The organism is Streptomyces sp. SYP-A7185 (genome assembly GCF_046103685.1).
GTDB lineage: Bacteria > Actinomycetota > Actinomycetes > Streptomycetales > Streptomycetaceae > Streptomyces.
This window is the reverse complement of sequence record NZ_CP122310.1, coordinates 3,607,317-3,628,172: the sequence shown is the minus strand read 5'-3', so window position 1 is coordinate 3,628,172 and position 20,856 is coordinate 3,607,317. Positions and strand designations below refer to the sequence as shown.

16 protein-coding genes are annotated in these 20,856 nt (G+C 70.4%); 13 read left to right on the top strand and 3 right to left on the bottom strand.

Features of this window, described 5'->3' with window-relative positions; translation table 11 throughout:
• Window positions 1-95: 95 nt before the first annotated feature.
• The gene (locus tag QBL25_RS15945) at window positions 96-1,031 is read right to left on the bottom strand and encodes a hypothetical protein (protein WP_409057697.1); all 936 of its coding nucleotides are present in this window, start codon (window positions 1,029-1,031) and stop codon (window positions 96-98) included.
• A gap of 136 nt (window positions 1,032-1,167) precedes the next feature.
• Between QBL25_RS15945 and QBL25_RS15940 the strand changes: the two genes are divergently transcribed.
• Window positions 1,168-3,792: a valine--tRNA ligase gene (locus QBL25_RS15940; RefSeq protein ID WP_409057696.1), complete on the top strand. Its 2,625-nt coding sequence runs from the start codon at window positions 1,168-1,170 to the stop codon at window positions 3,790-3,792.
• A 4-nt stretch (window positions 3,793-3,796) separates the two neighbouring features.
• Here QBL25_RS15940 and QBL25_RS15935 read toward each other — a convergent pair whose 3' ends face one another.
• Complete coding sequence (locus QBL25_RS15935) at window positions 3,797-4,462, bottom strand: hypothetical protein (RefSeq protein ID WP_409057695.1); 666 nt, start codon at window positions 4,460-4,462, stop codon at window positions 3,797-3,799.
• Between the two features lie 120 nt (window positions 4,463-4,582).
• Here QBL25_RS15935 and QBL25_RS15930 point away from each other — a divergent pair, with 120 nt between their 5' ends.
• A complete protein-coding gene (locus QBL25_RS15930) occupies window positions 4,583-5,755 on the top strand; it encodes a sensor histidine kinase (protein ID WP_409057694.1) in 1,173 nt (390 codons plus the stop codon).
• 443 nt (window positions 5,756-6,198) lie between these two features.
• On the opposite strand, the gene QBL25_RS15925 is transcribed toward QBL25_RS15930, so the two are convergent.
• A complete protein-coding gene (locus QBL25_RS15925; protein ID WP_409057693.1) occupies window positions 6,199-7,206 on the bottom strand; it encodes a rod shape-determining protein in 1,008 nt (335 codons plus the stop codon).
• A gap of 132 nt (window positions 7,207-7,338) precedes the next feature.
• Between QBL25_RS15925 and folC the strand changes: the two genes are divergently transcribed.
• The 11 genes from folC to QBL25_RS15870 all read left to right on the top strand — a co-directional run bounded on the left by folC (window position 7,339) and on the right by QBL25_RS15870 (window position 20,825).
• Window positions 7,339-8,874 (top strand): bifunctional tetrahydrofolate synthase/dihydrofolate synthase, encoded by a 1,536-nt coding sequence (gene folC, locus QBL25_RS15920; RefSeq protein WP_409057692.1) that lies wholly within the window; start codon window positions 7,339-7,341, stop codon window positions 8,872-8,874.
• Window positions 8,875-8,879: 5 nt separating this feature from the next.
• The gene (locus QBL25_RS15915; RefSeq protein ID WP_409057691.1) at window positions 8,880-9,230 is read left to right on the top strand and encodes a DUF4233 domain-containing protein; all 351 of its coding nucleotides are present in this window, start codon (window positions 8,880-8,882) and stop codon (window positions 9,228-9,230) included.
• 133 nt (window positions 9,231-9,363) lie between these two features.
• A complete protein-coding gene (ndk, locus tag QBL25_RS15910; RefSeq protein ID WP_160505015.1) occupies window positions 9,364-9,777 on the top strand; it encodes a nucleoside-diphosphate kinase in 414 nt (137 codons plus the stop codon).
• A gap of 312 nt (window positions 9,778-10,089) precedes the next feature.
• On the top strand, window positions 10,090-11,109 hold the full coding sequence (locus QBL25_RS15905) for a rod shape-determining protein (RefSeq protein ID WP_160505014.1): 1,020 nt from the start codon (window positions 10,090-10,092) through the stop codon (window positions 11,107-11,109).
• 232 nt (window positions 11,110-11,341) lie between these two features.
• A complete protein-coding gene (gene mreC / locus QBL25_RS15900) occupies window positions 11,342-12,295 on the top strand; it encodes a rod shape-determining protein MreC (RefSeq protein WP_409057690.1) in 954 nt (317 codons plus the stop codon).
• Window positions 12,296-12,308: 13 nt separating this feature from the next.
• Window positions 12,309-12,980 (top strand): rod shape-determining protein MreD, encoded by a 672-nt coding sequence (gene mreD, locus QBL25_RS15895; protein ID WP_409057689.1) that lies wholly within the window; start codon window positions 12,309-12,311, stop codon window positions 12,978-12,980.
• Between the two features lie 95 nt (window positions 12,981-13,075).
• Window positions 13,076-15,250, top strand: coding sequence for a penicillin-binding protein 2 (gene mrdA, locus QBL25_RS15890; RefSeq protein WP_409057688.1), 2,175 nt, complete (start codon window positions 13,076-13,078; stop codon window positions 15,248-15,250).
• Window positions 15,250-16,452: a rod shape-determining protein RodA gene (gene rodA, locus QBL25_RS15885; RefSeq protein WP_409057687.1), complete on the top strand. Its 1,203-nt coding sequence runs from the start codon at window positions 15,250-15,252 to the stop codon at window positions 16,450-16,452. Before mrdA ends, rodA begins: the two co-directional genes overlap by 1 nt.
• Before the next feature lie 60 nt (window positions 16,453-16,512).
• Entirely contained in the window at window positions 16,513-18,117 is a 1,605-nt protein-coding gene (locus tag QBL25_RS15880) for a CHAD domain-containing protein (RefSeq protein ID WP_409057686.1), read from the top strand.
• 218 nt (window positions 18,118-18,335) lie between these two features.
• Entirely contained in the window at window positions 18,336-20,258 is a 1,923-nt protein-coding gene (locus QBL25_RS15875) for a TIGR03960 family B12-binding radical SAM protein (protein WP_409057685.1), read from the top strand.
• Window positions 20,259-20,825, top strand: a complete 567-nt coding sequence (locus QBL25_RS15870; protein WP_409057684.1) for a GNAT family N-acetyltransferase — start codon at window positions 20,259-20,261, stop codon at window positions 20,823-20,825.
• Window positions 20,826-20,856: the final 31 nt, after the last annotated feature.

Sequence of the window (20,856 nt, the reverse complement as noted above, 5' to 3'; positions counted from 1 at the left end):
CCGTGAGTGCGCTGATGTGATGCCGACATCCTGACGGAAGCAGCCCCGGCCGAAGCGACCGGGGCTGCCGTGCGCGACGTGGCGCCTTCGGTGCGTCAGGACTTGACGCGGACTTCCTTGCGGAGCTTGGACGACGTGTCCGCCGCGTCATCGAGGGAGGCGCTCTTGCCGGTCATGGCGCTGGCCATGTCGACCGGGATCACGACACCGACGGTGCTGTTGTCGCCCCAGATGCAGACGGGCATGCGGATGGACTTCGGTCCGGAGCCGCCGCCCTTGATCTTCGTCTCCTGGCACTTGAGGACCGCGCCGTCGCCGTCGAAGCTCTTGGGGCTGCCGATCAGTTCGCCCGTGTCGGTGCTCTCGTTCACGGACTCCTTCTTCATCTTGGCGAACATCCCGTCGACCACCTTGGAGGGGTTGTCGATCTCGCCGTAGACGCCCATGAACTTGATCATCTTCTGGGCCAGCGGGTTGCTCTTGTCGCCCGACTGGTACTCGGCGTCCACGGGCGTGCCGTTCTTGACGCCGTCCTTCTCGGCTTCCTTCATGTCCTCGTCGTCGAAGCCGTCGCTGCCCGCGGCCTGCTTCTTGTACTCGGAGAGGACCGTCTCGGGGGTGACCAGCTTGTGCGCGCCGTCGTCCGCGACCGCGGAGTTGCCCGCCGAGGAGCTGTCGTCCTTGCCCGTCGTGAACCACCACACGCCGCCGCCTATCGCGACCAGCGCCACGACCGCGCCGATGATGAGGCCGGTCTTCTTGCCGCTGCCGCCCCCCGCGGGCGGAGGCGGCGGGACCTGCCCGTACGGGCCGCCCGGCTGGTGCTGGTCGTAGGGGCCGGGCTGCTGGGGCTGGCTGTAGCCGCCCTGCTGCGGGGGGACGCCCTGCGGGGCCTGCTGGGGGTAGCCGTAGCCGGGCTGGGGTGCCTGCGGCGGCTGGCCGTAGGGGCCAGGCTGACCCGGCTGCTGCCCGTAAGGACCGGGCTGCTGGGGCTGCTGCCCGCCGTACGGGCCAGGCTGGTTGTAGCTCATCGCGTGGGTTCCCCTCCGAACGCTTATGTGATGCCGACATCCTGACCGACGTCGGAGCGCCATGGGGCGCCGGGCCGCAACCGTTACTGAAGAATCCGGTTTCGGGACGGGTCTGTGACACCTCTAAACTGGCCCGGTGACCGAGAACACTCAGCAGCAGAATCCAGCGCCCATCACCGAACTGCCGACCCAGTACGCGCCGGCCGAGGTAGAGGGGACGCTGTACGAGCGCTGGGTGGAACGCGGCTACTTCTCCGCCGACGCGGCGAGCGAGAAGCCCCCGTACACCGTCGTCATCCCCCCGCCGAACGTCACCGGCTCCCTGCACCTCGGGCACGCCTTCGAGCACACGCTCATCGACGCCCTCACCCGCCGCAAGCGGATGCAGGGCTTCGAGACGCTGTGGCAGCCGGGCATGGACCACGCCGGCATCGCCACGCAGAACGTCGTCGAGCGCGAGCTCGGCAAGGAGGGCAAGTCCCGCCACGACCTGGGCCGCGAGGCGTTCATCGAGCGCGTCTGGAAGTGGAAGGGCGAGTCCGGCGGCCAGATCTCGGGGCAGATGCGGCGCCTGGGCGACGGCGTCGACTGGGACCGCGAGCGGTTCACGATGGACGAGGGCCTGTCCCAGTCGGTCCAGACCATCTTCAAGAAGCTCTACGACGACGAGCTGATCTACCGCGCCGAGCGCATCATCAACTGGTGCCCGCGCTGTCTGACGGCGATCTCGGACATCGAGGTCGAGTACCAGGACGACGACGGCGAGCTCGTCTCGATGAAGTACGGCGAGGGCGACGAGACCATCGTCGTCGCCACGACCCGCGCCGAGACGATGCTCGGCGACACCGCCGTCGCGGTCCACCCCGAGGACGAGCGGTACAAGCACCTGGTCGGCAAGCAGATCAAGCTGCCGCTGACCGACCGCACGATCCCCGTCGTCGCCGACGAGCACGTCGACCCCGAGTTCGGCACCGGCGCCGTCAAGGTGACCCCGGCGCACGACCCGAACGACTTCGAGATCGGCCAGCGCCACGACCTGCCGAACATCGCGGTCATGGACGAGCACGCGGTCATCACGGTCCCCGGCCCCTTCCAGGGCCTGGACCGCCTGGAGGCCCGCAGCGCCATCGTCGGCGCCCTGCGCGCCGAGGGCCGCATCGTCGCCGAGAAGCGCCCGTACACCCACTCGGTGGGCCACTGCTCGCGCTGCAAGACCACCATCGAGCCGCGCCTGTCCATGCAGTGGTGGGTCAAGGTCGGCCCGCTGGCGAAGGCCGCCGGTGACGCGGTCCGCGACGGCCAGGTCAAGATCCACCCGCAGGAGATGGAGAAGCGCTACTTCGACTGGGTCGACAACCTCCACGACTGGTGCATCTCGCGTCAGCTGTGGTGGGGCCACCGCATCCCGGTCTGGTACGGCCCGAACGGCGAGGTCGTCTGCGTCGGACCGGACGACGAGGCGCCCACCGGCGAGGGCTGGGTCCAGGACAGCGACGTCCTGGACACGTGGTTCTCGTCCGGCCTGTGGCCGTTCTCCACCCTGGGCTGGCCCGAGCGCACCGACAGCCTGGCGAAGTTCTATCCGAACTCCGTCCTGGTCACCGGGTACGACATCCTGTTCTTCTGGGTCGCCCGGATGATGATGTTCGGCCTGTACGCGATGGACGGCACCCCGCCGTTCCACACGATCGTGCTGCACGGCATGGTCCGCGACCAGTTCGGCAAGAAGATGTCGAAGTCCTTCGGCAACGCGGTCAACCCGCTGGACTGGATGGACAAGTACGGCTCGGACGCCGTCCGCTTCACCCTCGCCCGCGGCGCCAACCCCGGCGTCGACGTGCCGATCGGCGAGGACTGGGTCCAGGGCTCGCGGAACTTCGCCAACAAGATCTGGAACGCCACGCGCTTCGCGCTGATGAACGGCGCCACGATCGAGGGCGACCTGCCGCCCGTGGAGCAGCTCTCGGCGACGGACCGCTGGATCCTGTCCCGCCTGAACGCCACGGTCGCCGAGGTCGACGGCCTCTACGACGACTACCAGTTCGCCAAGCTGTCGGACGCCCTGTTCCACTTCGCGTGGGACGAGGTCTTCGACTGGTACGTGGAGCTGTCCAAGACCACGTTCATGGGCGGCGGCGAGGCCGCGAAGGTCTCGGGCCGGGTCCTGGGCGAGGTCCTCGACGTGACGCTGCGCCTGCTGCACCCGATCGTCCCGTTCGTGACGGAGACGCTCTGGACGACCCTCACCGGCCGCGAGTCCCTCGTGATCGCCGAGTGGCCCTCCGACAGCGGCTTCCGTGACACCGCGGCCGAGCAGGAGATCGAGACCCTCCAGCAGGTCATCACCGAGGTGCGCCGCTTCCGCGCCGACCAGGGGCTCCAGCCGGGCCAGAAGGTCCCGGCCCGGCTCTCCCTGGACGGCACGGCGCTCGCCCCGCACGAGGCGGCCATCCGCCAGCTCCTGCGCCTCCAGCCGGAGGGCGAGGAGTTCACGGCCACCGCCACGCTGCCGGTCTCGGGCGCCACGGTCGCGCTCGACCTGTCGGGCACGATCGACGTCGCGGCGGAGCGCAAGCGCCTCGCCAAGGACCTCGCGGCGGCCGAGAAGGAGAAGGCGCAGGCCACGGCGAAGCTCGGCAACGAAGCGTTCCTCGCGAAGGCGCCGGACAACGTGGTCGACAAGATCCGCGGCCGTCTCAGCAAGGCGGACGCCGACATCAGCCGGCTCCAGGCCCAGCTGGACGGCCTGCCGCAGGCCTAGTCGGTCAGGCGGTGGCGACGGGGTCCAGGGAACCGACCGGTTCCCTGGGCCCCGTCCCGTGTCCGGGCCCCGTCTCCTGTCCGGCCGCCGGGTCCTGCTCGGCGATGTGCAGGCCCAGGCGCACCAGCTCCGCCTCGGCGAGCGCGTCGATGACGTCGGGGTCGCCGCCGCGCCAGCCCTCGGCGAGGCTGCCCGCGGTGGCGTCGGGGAGTTCGTACGCGGTCCGCGCGACCTCGTCCAGGGGGCGCAGCAGGGCCCGCAGGGCGAGCAGTTCGCGGCCGTCGCAGCTCGCGGCGAGCTCCTGCGCGGCGGCGGCCTGCCGGATCCAGCGCAGGCGCCGGGGCAGCCAGCCGCCGAGCACGAGCCCGACGGGTACGAGGAAGACGGCGACGGCGCCCACGATCACCGCGGCGCGCACGGTCACTGGGTCCCCGGCTCCGGCGGCGTCCGCGGCGGCCCGCAGTGCGGCGTCGACGCGGTCACCGACCAGGGGCAGCCGGGACGGGTCACCGAGGGGCGCGGGCGGGGCCTCGGGGGCGGGACGGGTGAGCAGACAGGCCAGCCGGTAGGCGACGACGGCGGCGGCGGTCCACAGCGCGGTCCAGAGCAGGACCGCGCCGTCGCCGAGGAGCTGGCGGGTCCGTCGGCCGGGGTTCTGGGCATACCACATGGTCTGATTTGACCCCCGCGGGCGGCCTTTGCGGGACCGCCACGCCGACGTGTCACACTTCACGAAATAAAGGTCATAAGTCTGATGATTCGGGCAGAAAGACCTTGGATGATGGAGGGCATGCACGACCTGTCCGTCGCCGAGGCGATACGCCGGGCGACGGCCACGGGCCGCCGTCATGCCGGGCGCTGGGCGCGTGCGCCCCGGGCGCAGGACGCGCTCACCGCGCTGAGCTGCCTGGCCCTGATGAGCCTGGACATCCCCGGCCTCGCCGCGGCGGACAACTCCCTCAACGGCCCGCTCGCCGCGCTGGTCCTCACCTGCGGGGCCGCGTCGCTGCTGGTGCGCCGCGGGGCGCCCTGGGTGTCGTACGCGGTGGCGCTCCTGTTCATCGGCTGGCTGCACGAACTGACCCTCGCCCAGTTCGCGCTGTACTCCCTCGGCAGGTACCGCGGCCGTGCGGCGGGAACGCTCGGCGTGATCGGGTACGTGGCGTTCTCGTACGTGATGTTCACCCTCCCCGGCTGGCCGGCGCACCGCGGGGACACCCTGAGCTCCTTCCTCAGCCTGGTCGTGCCGATCGGGGTGCTCGCGGCGGGGGTCGGGGTCGCGGCCAACCGGCAGGACCTGGTCCGCGCGCTCCAGGCGCAGCGGGCCGAGACGTCCACGCTGCACGCGGTCCAGCGGGAGCGGTCCCGTATCGCGCGGGACGTGCACGACTTCGTGGGGCGGGAGCTGACGCTGCTCAGCGTGCGGTCGCAGGTGCTCGCGCGGCGGGCTTCGGGGGGCGCCTTCGAGGAGGGGTTCGAGGAGCTGTCCGAGACGGCGCGGTCGGCGCACCGGATGCTGAACGAGATCATCGTGCGGCGGGGGGTGGAGGGGGCGCCTACGCCCGGTCTGGACGCGCTTCCCGAGCTGGCCGAGCGCAGTGAGCGGGCCGGTACGCCGGTCGACCTGGTGGTCGACGGCTGCGCGCACCGGCTGTCGCCGATCCGGCAGGCCGCGGTGCACCGGGTGGTGCAGGAGTGTCTGACGAACGCGGCCAAGCATGCGCCCGGGGGGCGGGTGGACGTGCGGGTACGGGTGGCGGACGGTCACTTGTACGTGTCCGTCCGCAACGCCCTGCCCGTGTCCGGGCCCGCGGCCGGCTTCGCTCCGTCTCCGGTGTCCGCCGGGACCGGTACCGCGGGGATGTCCGAGCGGATCCATACGCTGGGCGGCAGTTTCTCGGCGGGGCCGCGGGGTGGTCTTTACGAGGTCCTCGCCTCGCTCCCGGCGGGGGACCTGGCCTGAGCCCGCTGCTCGCCCCGGGGTGCCCCCTCGCCGAACCAGCCCTCCCCACCCACCCGCCCGTTTGCCCCGCGGACCACCCTCACCGAACAAGCCTTTCCCACCCACCCGCCCGATTGCCCCGCGGTGCCCCCTCACCGAACGAGCCTTTCCCGCCCACCCGCCCGATTGCCCCGCAGCCACCAGCGATTGCCCGCGGTCGGGAGCGCTCGTGAGGGGACGTGCCGGTATGTCTGCCCGGAGCACGGTTCGCGGCGCTCCCTCGCCGAAGCACCCCGGCGGCCACCGGACGATGGCGAGGACGGACATACCGGCGCGGCCCCGCCTCCCATCCGAACCAGCGCCGCAACCCGCCCCGCCACCCGCAGGCCCCCGCCCCGCCGCCCGCAGGCCCCCGCCCCGCCGACCGCAGGTCTACGCAGGCCCCCGCCCCGCCGACCGCAGGTCTACGCCGCCGACATCACCCGCTCCAGCCCGTCGAAGTCCTCCACGCACTTCCCGCATCCCAGCGCCACACTGTCCAGCGGATCTTCCGCCGCGAAGACCGGGATTCCCGTCGCCGACGCCATCCGCAGGTCCAGGCCCGGGAGCAGCGCGCCCCCGCCCGTCAGGACGATGCCGTGTTCCATGACGTCGCCGGACAGCTCCGGCGGGCACTCCTCCAGGGTCGTCCGCACCGCGGCGATCACCGCCTCCACCGGCTCGTCGAGCGCCGCCCGCACCTCACGTACCGTCAGCTCCACCGTCTTCGGCAGCCCCCGCACCTTCTCGCGCCCCCGCACGGTGAACGTCCGCGACTCCAGCGCCTCGTCACCCGGCACCGGCCACGCCGACCCGATCGCGACCTTGATGTCCTCGGCGGTCCGCTCGCCGATGAGCAGCCCGTGCTCCTTGCGCACGAAGTTCGTGATCGCCTCGTCCAGCCGGTCCCCGCCCACCCGCAGCGACTGCGCCGTCACGATCCCGCCTAGAGAGATGACGGCCACCTCCGTCGTGCCGCCGCCGATGTCCACCACCATCGAGCCCCGCGGCTCCGCCACCGGAAGCCCCGCGCCGATCGCCGCCGCCATCGGCTCCTCCACCAGATGTACCGCCCGCGCCCCCGCCCGCTGCGCCGCGTGCACGATGGCCCGGCGCTCCACCTGCGTGACCCCGCTCGGCACGCACACCACCATCCGCGTGCGGGGCCGGCGCCCCGGCACGGCCTTGCGCACGAAGTGCCGGATCATCTCCTCGGCGGCCTCGTAGTCGCTGATCACGCCGTCCCGCAGGGGGCGGATCGCGGTGATGGAGCCCGGAGTGCGGCCGATCGTCTCCTTGGCCTCCGTGCCGACGGCGAGGGCGGTCCGCGCGCCCTCCTTGACGGCGACCACGGACGGCTCGTTGAGCACGATCCCCTGGCCGCGGACGTAGAGAAGGGTGTTCGCTGTGCCGAGGTCGATGCCTATGTCCATGATCGCCAAGTTTGCCCGGCGATTTCCCCGATCGGCGGGACCTTGGTCCCGAATCGGGCGGGACCAAGGTCCTCACAGGGCCGAAGCAGGTCCCGACGGCGGCTGTCGCACCCCGTCCGTAGACTGGCGTACGTGAGTGACCTCCCCCCGCCTGACAGCGCGCACCCCGACAGCAACGACAACGGCGACAGCGACGCCCGTTTCGACGAGATCGTCGAAGCCGAGACCGACCGCGACCCCGACCTCGCCGTGATCGAGGCGGGCAGCCGCACCCTGCGCACCCAGGCGGGCCCGCCCCAGGGCGACATCCCCTCCCGCCCCACCGACCCGGAGGTGGACAAGGCGCTGCGCGAGGTCGAGACCGAGCTCGCGGGCCGCTGGGGAGAGACGAAGCTGGAGCCCTCCGTCAGCCGGATCGCCGCCCTGATGGACGTCCTGGGCGAGCCCCAGCGGGCGTACCCCTCGATCCACATCACCGGCACGAACGGCAAGACGTCCACGGCCCGCATGATCGAGGCCCTGTTCAGCGCCTTCGAGCTGCGCACCGGGCGGTACACCTCGCCGCACGTCCAGTCGATCACCGAGCGGATCAGCCTGGACGGCGCCCCCATCGAGGCCGAGCGCTTCGTGGAGACGTACCAGGACATCAAGCCGTACGTGGAGATGGTCGACGCTCAGCAGGAGTTCAGGCTCTCCTTCTTCGAGGTGCTCACGGGCATGGCGTACGCCGCCTTCGCCGACGCCCCCGTGGACGTCGCCGTCGTCGAGGTCGGCATGGGCGGCAGCTGGGACGCGACGAACGTGATCGACGGCTCGGTCGCCGTCGTCACCCCCATCGACCTGGACCACACCGACCGCCTGGGCGGCACACCGGCCGAGATCGCCGTCGAGAAGTCCGGCATCATCAAGCCCGACGCCACGGTGATCCTCGCCCAGCAGCCGGTCGACGCGGCGCAGGTGCTCCTGAAGAAGGCCGTGGAGGTCGACGCGACGGTGGCCCGCGAGGGCCTGGAGTTCGGCATCGTCTCCCGCACGGTGGCGGTCGGCGGCCAGCTCCTGACCCTGCGCGGCCTCGGCGGGGAGTACGAGGAGATCTTCCTGCCCCTGCACGGCGCCTATCAAGCACACAACGCCGCCGTCGCGCTCGCCGCCGTGGAGGCGTTCTTCGGCATCGGCTCGCAGCACGCGAACTCCCTGGACATCGACACCATCCGCAAGGCCTTCGCCTCGGTCTCCTCGCCGGGCCGCCTGGAGGTCGTGCGCACCTCGCCGACCGTCGTCCTGGACGCCGCGCACAATCCGGCGGGCGCCCGCGCCACCGCCGAGGCGATCAGCGAGGTCTTCGACTTCAGCCGCCTGATCGGCGTGGTCGCGGCGAGCGACGGCAAGGACATGAAGGGCGTGCTCGAAGCCTTCGAGCCGATCTTCGCCGAGATCGTCGTCACGCAGAACTCCAGCCACCGCGCGATGGACGCGGACACGCTGGCCGGGCTCGCCGTCGAGGTCTTCGGCGACGACCGCGTCCAGGTCGAGCCGCGCCTGCCGGACGCCCTGGAGGCCGCGATCACCCTCGCCGAGGAAGAGGGCGAGTACGCGGGCGGCGGTGTCCTGGTCACCGGATCCGTCATCACCGTCGGCGAGGCCCGACTGCTCCTGGGGAGGGGCTGACTCCTGTGCGTACGCTCTGTGCTTCCACGCTGATCGGCGAGTTCTTCGTGATCGGCTTCGCCGGTCTGGTCGCCATGAAGGACCCGGACCTGTCGATGGGCACGGTCTGGACGGTCTGCGGCATCGCGATGCTGTTCAGCGTCCTGCTGTGCGGAATGATCACCCGCCCCGGCGGGGTGCAGCTGGGGTGGGCGCTCCAGATCGCGCTCGTCGCGAGCGGCTTCGTCGTGCCGATCATGTTCTTCATGGGCGTGGTGTTCGCCGCCCTGTGGTGGGCCTCGCTGCACTTCGGTCAGAAGATCGACGAGGCGAAGGCCCGCTTCGCGGCGCAGGCGGAGGCCGAGGCGGGGGCCTAGGCCCGGGCTTGACCGGAGTGCCCCGCGCGGTGCGGCGGGGCACGCTTCCGGGGCTGCGGTAACGCGGTGTAGTGGGTGCCGGTATCGTGCCGGTCAACCCACACGCTCGTAGAAAAAATGCTTGGAGCCGCACATGACCCAGCGCACTCTCGTCCTGCTCAAGCCCGACACCGTCCGTCGTGGCCTGATCGGCGAGATCATCGGCCGCATCGAGCGCAAGGCGGGCTGGACGATCTCCGCGCTCGAACTGCGCTCGCTCGACCAGGAGACGCTGGAGCAGCACTACGGCGAGCACAAGGGCAAGCCCTTCTACGAGCCGCTGGTCGACTTCATGTCCTCGGGTCCGGTCGTCGCGCTCGTCGTCGAGGGTGAGCGGGTCATCGAGGGCGTGCGCGCGCTGGCGGGTCCGACCGACCCGATCGCCGCCGCGCCCGGCTCCATCCGCGGCGACTTCGGCACCATCGTCCGGGAGAACCTGATCCACGCCTCGGACTCCGAGGAGTCCGCCGAGCGTGAGCTGAAGATCTTCTTCCCGGGTGTCGTCTGACGGTCGTACGTAAAGAATTCCGTAAAGACTTCTGACGCCTAGTCAGCAGGGCACCGCCCTGACCAGGGGTGGCCGAGAAAACCGGCCGCCCCTTGGCATATGCGCCCCAATTGGGGGAACCCGTGCCTCCGATGGCACGTCTCCAAGAGCGAGGCGGCGCATCATCTGCTGACAATGGCGAAGACCCTAGCGCCGTGTCCGTGCAGGCGAGACTACGATGGAAGCCTCCACGCCACACAGCACCCACCTCGCCTACCTAAAAAGCCATCAGAAGCTCCAGGGAAGGCCAGACGCATCCTCATGGGGAACAACATGTCGTTCATCGGCCGTGACATGGCTGTCGACCTCGGGACCGCCAACACGCTGGTGTACGTCAGGGGTCGCGGGATCGTTCTCAACGAACCGTCCGTCGTCGCGATCAACACCAACACCGGTGGCATCCTCGCTGTCGGCGCCGAAGCCAAGAAGATGATCGGTCGCACGCCGGGCAACATCGTCGCCGTGCGTCCGCTGAAGGACGGCGTCATCGCCGACTTCGAGATCACCGAGCGGATGCTCCGCTACTTCATCCTGAAGATCCACAAGCGGCGGTACCTCGCCCGGCCGCGCGTCGTCGTCTGCGTGCCCTCGGGCATCACCGGAGTCGAGCGCCGCGCCGTCATCGAGGCCTCCTCGCAGGCCGGCGCCCGCCAGGTGCACATCATCGAGGAGCCCATGGCCGCGGCCATCGGTTCCGGCCTGCCGGTCCACGAGGCCACGGGCAACATGGTGGTCGACATCGGCGGCGGCACCACCGAGGTCGCCGTCATCTCGCTCGGCGGAATCGTCACGGCACAGTCGATCCGCGTCGCCGGCGACGAGCTGGACAACGCGATCATCCAGCACATCAAGAAGGAGTACTCCCTCCTCCTCGGCGAGCGCACGGCCGAGCAGATCAAGATCACCATCGGTTCGGCGTACGACATGGACGCCGACGAGCACACCGAGATCCGCGGCCGGGACCTGGTCTCCGGGCTGCCGAAGACGGTCGTCATCTCCGCCGCCGAGGTCCGCAAGGCCATCGAGGAGCCGGTGAACGCGATCGTCGACGCGGTCAAGACGACCCTCGACAAGTGCCCGCCCGAGCTCTCGGGTGACGTGATGGACCGCGGCATCGTTCTCACGGGAGGCGGCGCCCTGCTGCGCGGCCTCGACGAGCGTCTGCGCCGCGAGACGGGCATGCCGATCCACATCGCCGAAGACCCGCTGGACAGCGTGGCGCTCGGCTCCGGCAAGTGCGTCGAGGAGTTCGAGGCGCTTCAGCAGGTCCTGGACGCGTCACCGCGCCGCTGAGGGTGGCGCGAACCCGCTGAAAGGGTGTCCGCCGTACGAGTGCCTGTCACCTCGTGCGGCGGATCGTTGATATAGAGGGCTCAGAAGACAAAGCACAACAATTCCGCGACGCCCGCAGACGCCGCGGAATCGGATTGCTTATCTTTGCTCGGACATACGCAAAATTACGCAGACATACGCAGTTGCTCAGAATTCCAAGGATTTCCAACTGAGGAAGGCACGGCCGCCGCACGTGAGGGACACACGAGAGAGCCGGCTGCTCCTGGTGCTGCTGATCGCCATCGCGTTCGCTTTGATCACGGTGGACATCCGTGGCGGCGAGGACTCGCCGGTCGACGGTGCCCGCCAGGCCGCCGCCACGGTCTTCGGCCCGGTCGAGGACGGCGTGTCGTCCGCCGTCGACCCGATCGGCAACGCGATCGGCGCGGTCCGGGACTCGGGCGACCGGCATGACCGGATCGCCGAACTCGAGCGTCAGAACGCCGCGTTGAAGGCGAAGCTCGGCAGCGACGACCGCAATCGCAGTCGGGTCAGACAGCTGGACAGCATGCTCAAGAAGGCCGGTGCCGGCCAGTACGGCATCAAGGGCGCCGAAGTCATCGGCATAGGAGCGGCCCAGGGCTTCTCCTGGACCGTCACCATCGACGCGGGCGCGGGCGACGGACTCAAGCGCGACATGACCGTCCTGAACGGCGACGGCCTGGTCGGCCGCGTCACCACGGTCGGCCCCAGCACCGCCACGGTCCTGCTCGCCAACGACCCCGACTTCACCGTCGGCACCCGCATGGAGAAGACCGACGAGCTCGGCTTCGCCACCGGACAGGGCGACCGCCCGCTCTCGGTGCAGATGCTCAACGGCAAGGCCAAGGTCAAGAAGGGCGACCGCCTGGTCACCTTCGGCTCGCAGGCCGACAAGCCGTTCGTGCCCGGCGTACCGGTCGGCGAGGTCGTCCGCGTCGACCCGTCGGGCGGCGACCTGACGCGCAACATCTACATCAAGCCGTACGTCGGCTTCACCAAGCTGGACATCGTCGGCGTCGTCGTCGAAGCGCCCCGCGAGGACCCGCGCGACACGGTCCTGCCGAAGAAGCCCGCCAAGCCGAAGCCGGCCCCGACGGTGACCGTCACGGCCACCCCGTCAGGACAGCCCCCGGCCGACGGCGTCGACAACGGCAACGAGCAGTAGGAGCACCGGACCCATGCGCTTCAACCGAATCCTGCTCTCCGTCACCCTGGTCGTCGTCGCCCTGGTCATCCAGGTCAGCGTCCTGGCCCGGCTGCAACTGCCGGGCGCGGTCCCGGACCTGGTGCTGCTCACGGTGCTCGGCCTCGCCCTGGTCTACGGCCACGTGGGCGGTGCCCTCATCGGCTTCGGCGCCGGACTCCTCGCCGACCTGGCCCCGCCGGCCGACCACGCGGCCGGGCGGTACGCCCTGGTCCTGTGCGTCGTCGGCTACCTCGCGGGCCTGGCCAAGCCGGAGACCGGCCGCCTCAGGTCGGCCACCGGCCCGCTCGTCGTGGTCGTCGGCGCCGCCATCGGGTCGACCCTGCTGTACGCGGGCGTGGGCGCCCTCGTCGGGGACACCGCGGCCCGCCACGTGGGCCTGGGCGGGCTCCTCTTCACGGCAGCCCTGTACGACCTGCTGCTCGCGCCGTTCACGGTGCCGCTGATCATCGCGCTGGCCCGCAGAGCCGAGAACGACCCGCTGGGGGAGACCTCACCGGCCAACAAGGCCACGGACGTCGCGTCCGGCTGGCTCTCCTCCGGCACCGGCCTGCGCATCGGCAACCAGCGCGGCGGCATGCGGATGAAGGCGGCCAAGGCCCGCGTCGCGCGCGCCGGACGCATCAAGGGGGTCAAGCGCCTGTGACCGCAGCGCCTTCGACCCCGGGCACGACCGGCCGCGCACACCGGCCGGTCGTGCACACGTACTGCTCGTACACAGACTGAGAGGGGAGGAACAGCGTGACCAACATCCCCGAGACCGGACGGACCCCAAGAGTCCAGATCCGTCTCGTCGTCATCCAGATCCTTGTGCTCTCCCTCCTCCTCACCCTCGGCGGGCGCCTCTGGTACCTCCAGGTCCGCAACGGTGAGGAGTACGCCGAGGAAGCATCCGGCAACCACGTCCAGCAGGTCGTCCAGCCCGCCGTACGCGGCTCGATCCTGGACGCGCGCGGCGTGCCGATCGCCGACAACGAGACCCGCCTGGTCGTCTCCGCGTCCCGCACGGACCTCATGAAGATGAAGGACGACGGCAAGGCGGCCCTCGCCAAGCTCGCCGACGTCCTCGGCATGAGCGCCAAGGACGTCTCCGACAAGGTCCGGCTCTGCGACTCCAAGACCCCGCAGCCCTGCTGGAACGGCTCGCCCTACCAGCCGATCCCGATCACGGACGAGGCCTCGCCCAAGCAGGCCCTCCAGATCCGCGAGCGCGCCGAGGACTTCCCCGGCATCACCGCCGAGCCCACCGCCGTCCGCCGCTACGCCGCGCCCGGCAAGTCCAACACCGCCCAGGTGCTCGGCTACCTCTCGCCCGTCACGGACGAGGAGATCACCAAGGCGGAGCACACCGACTCGCCGTTCCTCCGCTCCGACCAGGTCGGCCGCTCCGGCCTGGAGCGCACCTACGACGCACAGCTGCGCGGCAAGGCCGGCGTCACCCGCTACGAGGTCGACAACCTCGGCCGCGTCATCGGCAAGGCCAAGGACGACCCGGCGCAGCCCGGCGCGAACGTCGTCACCAGCATCGACGCACGCGTGCAGGCCCTGTCCGAGTACTGGCTGAACGACGCGATGAAGAAGGCCCGCCAGGAGTTCGACAAGAACACCGGCGAGAACTACAAGGCCGACGCGGGCGCCGTCGTCGTCATGGAGAACAAGACCGGACGCATCGTCTCCATGGCGTCCAACCCGACCTACGACCCGAACGCCTGGGTCGGCGGGATCTCCGGCAAGGACTACACCCGGCTCACCGGCAAGAAGTCCAACTACCCGCTCCTGAACCGCGCCATCCAGGGCCAGGCGGCCCCCGGGTCGATCTTCAAGGTCATCCCGTCGACGGCGGCGGTCAACGCGGGCTACGACTTCAACGGGCGCTACCCCTGCCCCAGCTCGTACTCCATCGGCGGCCAGACCTTCAAGAACTTCGAGTCCCAGGGCCACGGCAGCATCACCCTCGGCCAGGCCCTCGAGGTCTCCTGCGACACCGTCTTCTACAAGCTCGCGCACGACCAGTGGGCCAAGGACGGCGGCAACAAGCCGAAGAAGGACGCCAAGGACTGGTTCTACAAGACCGCCCACCAGTTCGGCCTCGGCAAGGAGACCGGCATCGACCTGCCGAACGAGGTCGCGGGGCGCGTCCCGGACCGCCAGTGGAAGAAGGACTACTGGAAGGCCAACAAGGACGGCTGGTGCAAGCAGGGCAAGAAGGGCGGCGACTACGTCGAGCAGATCGCGTACGAGAACTGCCTCGAAGGCATGAAGATGCGCGCCGGTGACTCCGTCAACTACTCCATCGGACAGGGCGACACCCTCGTCACGCCGATACAGATGGCGACGATCTACTCCGCCATCGCCAACGGCGGCACCCTCTACGACCCCACCGTCGGCAAGGCGATCGTGAGCGCCGACGGCAAGCAGGTCCAGGAGATCAAGCCCAAGTCGCACGGCAAGCTGCCCATGGACCAGAAGACGCGCGCCGACATAGACGGTGCCCTCGCCGACGTCGCCACCAAGGGAACGGCCGCCTGGCGCTTCGGCGGCTGGCCGCAGGACAAGATCCCGATGCACGCCAAGACGGGTACGGCGGAGGTCCACGGCAAGCAGACCACCTCGTGGTTCGCGACCTACACCAAGGACTACTCGATCGTCATGACGATCTCCCAGGGCGGTACGGGTTCCGGAGCGTCGGGCCCCGCCGTCCGCAAGATCTACGACGGCATCTACGGCCTGGACGAGAGCGGCAAGCAGAACCTGAAGAAGGCCCTGCTGCCCCAGCCGCAGAAGAACCTGCCGAAGATCGAGACCGACGGTTCGATCGACTCGCCGAAGATCAAGCCGTACAAGCCCGAGGCCCCCAAGCCGCCGCAGGAGCAGCAGGAACTGGCGGGCCCGCCCGCGAACGGGAGGCGCGACTAGTGGCCGGCAACAATGGCTTCTCCGTCTCCGGCTACGGGCCCGAGCGCTCGTCGGTGTCGTCCCGCCTGTTCGCCCGCGACTCGCTGGTGCGCCGGATGGACTGGCCGATACTGCTCTGCGCGCTCGCCCTGTCCGCGATCGGCTCCGCGCTCGTCTACTCCGCGACGCGCAACCGCACCGAGCTGGTCGGCGACGACCCGTACTCCTTCCTGTTCAAGCACGTCCTGAACACCGGCATCGGCATCGCCCTGATGGCGGGCACGGTGTGGCTGGGCCACCGGACGCTGCGGACGGCCGTGCCGATCCTCTACGGCATCTCCGTCTTCCTCGTCCTGCTCGTCCTCACCCCGCTCGGCGCGACGATCAACGGCGCGCACGCGTGGATCGTCATCGGCGGCGGCTTCTCGCTCCAGCCCTCCGAGTTCGTGAAGATCACGATCATCCTGGGCATGGCGATGCTGCTCGCCGCGCGGGTGGACGCGGGCGACCGCGACCACCCCGACCACCGCACGGTCCTCCAGGCCCTCGGCCTGGCCGCCGTGCCGATAATGATCGTGCTGCTCATGCCCGACCTCGGGTCGGTCATGGTGATGGCGATGATCGTGCTCGGCGTGCTGCTCGCCTCGGGCGCCTCCAACCGCTGGGTCTTCGGACTCCTCGGCACGGGCGCGGCCGGCGCGGTCGCCGTCTGGCAGCTCGGCATCCTGGACGACTACCAGATCGCCCGCTTCGCGGCCTTCGCCAACCCCGCGCTCGACCCGGCGGGCGTGGGCTACAACACCAACCAGGCCCGCATCGCGATCGGCTCCGGCGGCCTCACCGGCACCGGGCTCTTCAAGGGCTCGCAGACCACCGGTCAGTTCGTGCCCGAGCAGCAGACCGACTTCGTGTTCACCGTCGCGGGCGAGGAGCTCGGCTTCGCGGGCGCGGGGCTCATCCTGGTCCTGCTCGGCATCCTGCTCTGGCGCGCCTGCCGCATCGCCCGCGAGACGACCGAGCTGTACGGCACGATCGTCGCCGCCGGGATCATCGCCTGGTTCGCCTTCCAGTCCTTCGAGAACATCGGCATGACGCTCGGCATCATGCCGGTGGCCGGTCTGCCACTGCCCTTCGTCTCGTACGGAGGCTCCTCGATGTTCGCCGTCTGGGTGGCCGTCGGGCTGCTCCAGTCGATCAAGGTGCAGCGTCCGATGTCGGCCTAGAGACGCTCCGGGGCGCCTCGGGGTCTGCCCAGCGCCCCGGATCCCGTCTAGATTCGGTTCATGGGGCAGACGAAGCGGGAGATAGAGCGGAAGTACGACGTCGGGGCAGCCGCCGAGCTGCCCGACCTGACCGGTGTCGCCGGGGTCGCGGACGTCGTCCACAAAGGCGTCGTGGAACTGGACGCCACCTACTGGGACACCCCCGACCAACGCCTGGCGGCCTCCGCCGTCACACTGCGCCGCCGCACCGGCGGCGACGACGCGGGCTGGCATCTGAAGCTGCCGGTGGCGCTCGCGGACGGGGTGCGGGACGAGATCCACGCGCCGCTCTCGCCGGAGGTGCCGCGCTCGCTGCTCGGCCTCGTGCGCTCCCGCGTCCGCGAGGCCGAACTGGTCCCCGTGGTCCGCCTGCTCTCCGCCCGGGACCTGCGCCACCTGGTCGACGCGCAGGGCGCCCTGCTCGCCGAGGTCAGCGTCGACGGCGTACGGGCCGAGCGGCTCAGCGGCGGCGTGGCCACGGCGGAGTGGTCCGAGGTCGAGGTGGAACTCGCGGACGACGGCGACCCCGCCCTGCTCGACAAGGTCGAGAAGAAGCTCAAGAAGGCGGGCGTGCGGCGGGCCGACGCCTCCTCGAAGCTGGCCAGGGCGCTGGCCGAGACCGCGCCGCGGGAGAGCCTGCCCGAGGAGTTGCCGGCCAGGAGCACCAAGAAGAGCGACAAGAAGGCGGGCAAGCGCGAGGCGGTGGCGCAGGCCGTCGAGGAGGCCACCGGCGACGGCCCGGGAATGGCCGGCGACCACGTCCTCGCCTACCTCCGCGCCCAGCGCGACGCCCTCGTCGCCCTCGACCCGGACGTCCGCCGCGATCTGCCGGACTCCGTGCACCAGATGCGGGTCGCCACGCGCCGGATGCGCAGCGCCTTCCGCTCGTTCGGCAAGATCCTGGACCGCTCGGCCACCGATCCCGTCGCCGACGAGCTGAAGTGGCTCGCGGGCGAGCTGGGCGTCGACCGCGACCAGGAGGTCCTCACCGAGCGGCTCACCACGCGCATCGCCGCCGTGCCCCGCACCCTGCTGCTCGGCCCCGTGCGCGGGCGGCTGCGCATCTGGACCGTCGCCCGCCGCAGCGGCTCCCGGCGCAGGACCGTGGCCGTGCTCGACGGCAAGCGCTACCTCGCGCTCCTGGAGTCCGTCGACGCCCTCCTCGCCGCACCGCCGCTCCTGGCGGCCGCCGATGCCCCCGTGGGCAAGGCGCTGCCCAAGGCCGTCCTGAAGGACTACCGGCGCCTGGCGACCCGCGTCGAGCACGCCCTCGCGCTGCCTCCGGGCGAGCAGCGTGACGTGGCCATGCACGAGGCCCGCAAGGCCGCCAAGCGCGCCCGGTACGCGGGCGAGGCGGCCACACCCGCCCTGGGCAAGCCCGCCAAGAAGTTCGCCAAGCAGATGAAGGCCGTCCAGAGCGTGCTCGGCGACCACCAGGACAGCGTCGTCGCCCGCGACGCCCTGCGGACCCTGGCCATACAGGCCCACCTCGCCGGTGAGACCGCCTTCACCTGGGGGCTCCTGTACGGCCAGGAGGAGGCTGCGGCTGCGGACCGCGAGCGGGAACTGCCGGAGGTCTGGGCGCAGGCGTCCCGGGCGAAACTGCGGTCGGCGCTGGGCGGCTGACCGCGGCGGCTCCGTAGGCGTGACGGGAGCGGCAGCTGATCGTTTTATCCACGTAGGCCCTCTCCGCCGCCGCGGAGGTGCTCCGGACTGGGACACGTGTGATGTCCGCTGGGCCCAGTGCTCCCCGCCGATGCGGGGGTTTTCAAGCCGTGCGAGGGGCGCTCTCAAGCGGGTTACGCTTGAGAGTCATCCCCCTGCCAGCTCACGAAAGTCGCGAGATGCCTGTCGAGTCGGTCTTCCCACAGCTCGAAGCTCTGCTCCCGCATGTGCAGAAGCCCATTCAGTACGTGGGCGGTGAGCTCAACTCCACCGTCAAGCCGTGGGACAGCTGTGACGTCCGCTGGGCGCTCATGTACCCCGACGCGTACGAGGTCGGGCTGCCCAACCAGGGCGTCATGATCCTTTACGAGGTGCTGAACGAGCGCGAGGGCGTCCTCGCCGAGCGCACGTACAGCGTCTGGCCCGACCTCGAGGAGCTGATGCGGGAGCACGAGGTCCCGCAGTTCACCGTGGACAGCCACCGCCCCGTCGGCGCGTTCGACGTGTTCGGGCTCAGCTTCTCCACGGAGCTCGGGTACACGAACATGCTCACGGCCCTGGACCTCGCGGGCATCCCGCTGGAGTCCAAGGACCGCACGGTCGACGACCCGATCGTCCTCGCCGGCGGCCACGCGGCCTTCAACCCCGAGCCGATCGCGCAGTTCATCGACTGCGCGGTCATCGGCGACGGCGAGCAGGCCGTGCTCGACATGACCGCGATCATCCGCGAGTGGAAGGCCGAGGGCCGCCCCGGCGGCCGCGAGGAAGTCCTCTTCCGGCTCGCGCGCACCGGTTCGGTCTACGTCCCCGGGTTCTACGACGTCGAGTACCTCCCGGACGGGCGGATCGGCCGCGTCGTGCCGAACAAGTCCGGTGTCCCGTGGCGCGTGTCCAAGCACACCGTCATGGACCTGGACGAGTGGCCCTACCCCAAGCAGCCCCTCGTGCCGCTCGCGGAGACCGTCCACGAGCGCATGTCCGTGGAGATCTTCCGCGGCTGCACCCGCGGCTGCCGCTTCTGCCAGGCCGGCATGATCACGCGCCCCGTGCGGGAGCGAAGCATCACCGGCATCGGCGACATGGTCGAGAAGGGCCTGAAGGCGACCGGCTTCGAGGAGGTCGGCCTGCTCTCGCTGTCCTCCGCGGACCACACGGAGATCGCCGACGTCGCCAAGGGCCTCGCGGACCGGTACGAGGAAGACAAGATCGGCCTCTCCCTGCCCTCGACCCGCGTCGACGCCTTCAACATCGACCTGGCGAACGAGCTGACCAGGAACGGCCGCCGCTCGGGTCTGACGTTCGCCCCCGAGGGCGGCAGCGAGCGGATGCGGAAGGTCATCAACAAGATGGTCTCCGAGGAGGACCTGATCCGCACCGTCGCGACGGCGTACGGCAACGGCTGGCGCCAGGTCAAGCTGTACTTCATGCTCGGCCTGCCCACCGAGACCGACGAGGACGTCCTCCAGATCGCGGACATGGCGGCGAACGTCATCGCCAAGGGCCGCGAGGTCGCGGGCAACGACATCCGCTGCACGGTCTCCATCGGCGGCTTCGTGCCCAAGCCGCACACGCCCTTCCAGTGGGCCCCGCAGCTGTCGGCCGAGGAGACGGACGCCCGGCTCGGGAAGCTGCGCGACAAGATCCGCGGCGACAAGAAGTACGGCCGCTCGATCGGCTTCCGCTACCACGACGGCAAGCCCGGCATCGTCGAGGGCCTGCTCTCGCGCGGTGACCGCCGCATCGGCTCCGTCATCCGCGCGGTGTACGAGGACGGCGGCCGCTTCGACGGCTGGCGCGAGCACTTCAGCTACGACCGCTGGATGGCCTGCGCCGAGAAGACGCTGCCCGCCTTCGGCGTGGACGTCGACTGGTACACGACGCGTGAGCGGACGTACGAGGAGGTCCTGCCCTGGGACCACCTGGACTCCGGTCTCGACAAGGACTGGCTCTGGGACGACTGGCAGGACTCGCTCGACGAGACCGAGGTCGAGGACTGCCGCTGGACCCCGTGCTTCGACTGCGGCGTCTGCCCGCAGATGCAGACCGAGATCCAGATCGGCCCGACCGGCAAGAAGCTCCTGCCGCTGTCGGTAGTGAAGTAGGTGCCGCCACCGGAGCCGGCGGGCGGGACGGGTCCTCGACTCGCCCCGCCCACCGGCCTGGTGCGGCTCTCCTTCGTCGCCGCGATGGAGGAGTTCCGCGCCGAGGGACGCGGCGGCCCGGACGACGACACGACGCTCGGCCGCACCCTGCGGGACTACGGCGACAAGTGGCACGACCCGGTGGTCTTCGAGCGCTATGTGGCCGAGGTCGACGCCGCCGTGCACCCCGCCGAGCCGTACTCCGTCCCCGTGACGACGCTCTGGTACGCGGACGGCGCCGAGTACGTCGGCCGCCTGGCCATCCGGCACCACGTCAACACGCGCTTCCTGCGGGAGTACGGCGGCCACATCGGCTACGACGTACGGCCCACCGCCCGCCGCCGCGGTCACGCCACGGCGATGCTGGTCGACTCCCTGCCGTACGCCTGCGCGCTCGGCCTCGACTCGGTCCTGGTCACCTGCGACACCGACAACACCGGTTCGCGCAAGGTGATCGAGGGCGCGGGCGGCGTGTTCGAGGACGAACGCGGCGGCAAGCTGCGTTACTGGATCGCGACCGCCGCCTGACAACCGGCCACCTCCCTCCCGGCGTCTAGGA

Excerpts from the sequence above, each read along its gene's own strand:
- QBL25_RS15945 (WP_409057697.1), bottom strand. The coding sequence starts at position 1,031 with ATGAGCTACAACCAGCCTGGCCCGTACGGCGGGCAGCAGCCCCAGCAG.
- QBL25_RS15935 (WP_409057695.1), bottom strand. The coding sequence starts at position 4,462 with ATGTGGTATGCCCAGAACCCCGGCCGACGGACCCGCCAGCTCCTCGGC.
- QBL25_RS15930 (WP_409057694.1), top strand. The coding sequence starts at position 4,583 with ATGCACGACCTGTCCGTCGCCGAGGCGATACGCCGGGCGACGGCCACG.
- QBL25_RS15925 (WP_409057693.1), bottom strand. The coding sequence starts at position 7,206 with ATGGACATAGGCATCGACCTCGGCACAGCGAACACCCTTCTCTACGTC.
- ndk (WP_160505015.1), top strand. The coding sequence starts at position 9,364 with ATGACCCAGCGCACTCTCGTCCTGCTCAAGCCCGACACCGTCCGTCGT.
- QBL25_RS15905 (WP_160505014.1), top strand. The coding sequence starts at position 10,090 with ATGTCGTTCATCGGCCGTGACATGGCTGTCGACCTCGGGACCGCCAAC.
- mreD (WP_409057689.1), top strand. The coding sequence starts at position 12,309 with ATGCGCTTCAACCGAATCCTGCTCTCCGTCACCCTGGTCGTCGTCGCC.
- QBL25_RS15880 (WP_409057686.1), top strand. The coding sequence starts at position 16,513 with ATGGGGCAGACGAAGCGGGAGATAGAGCGGAAGTACGACGTCGGGGCA.
- QBL25_RS15875 (WP_409057685.1), top strand. The coding sequence starts at position 18,336 with ATGCCTGTCGAGTCGGTCTTCCCACAGCTCGAAGCTCTGCTCCCGCAT.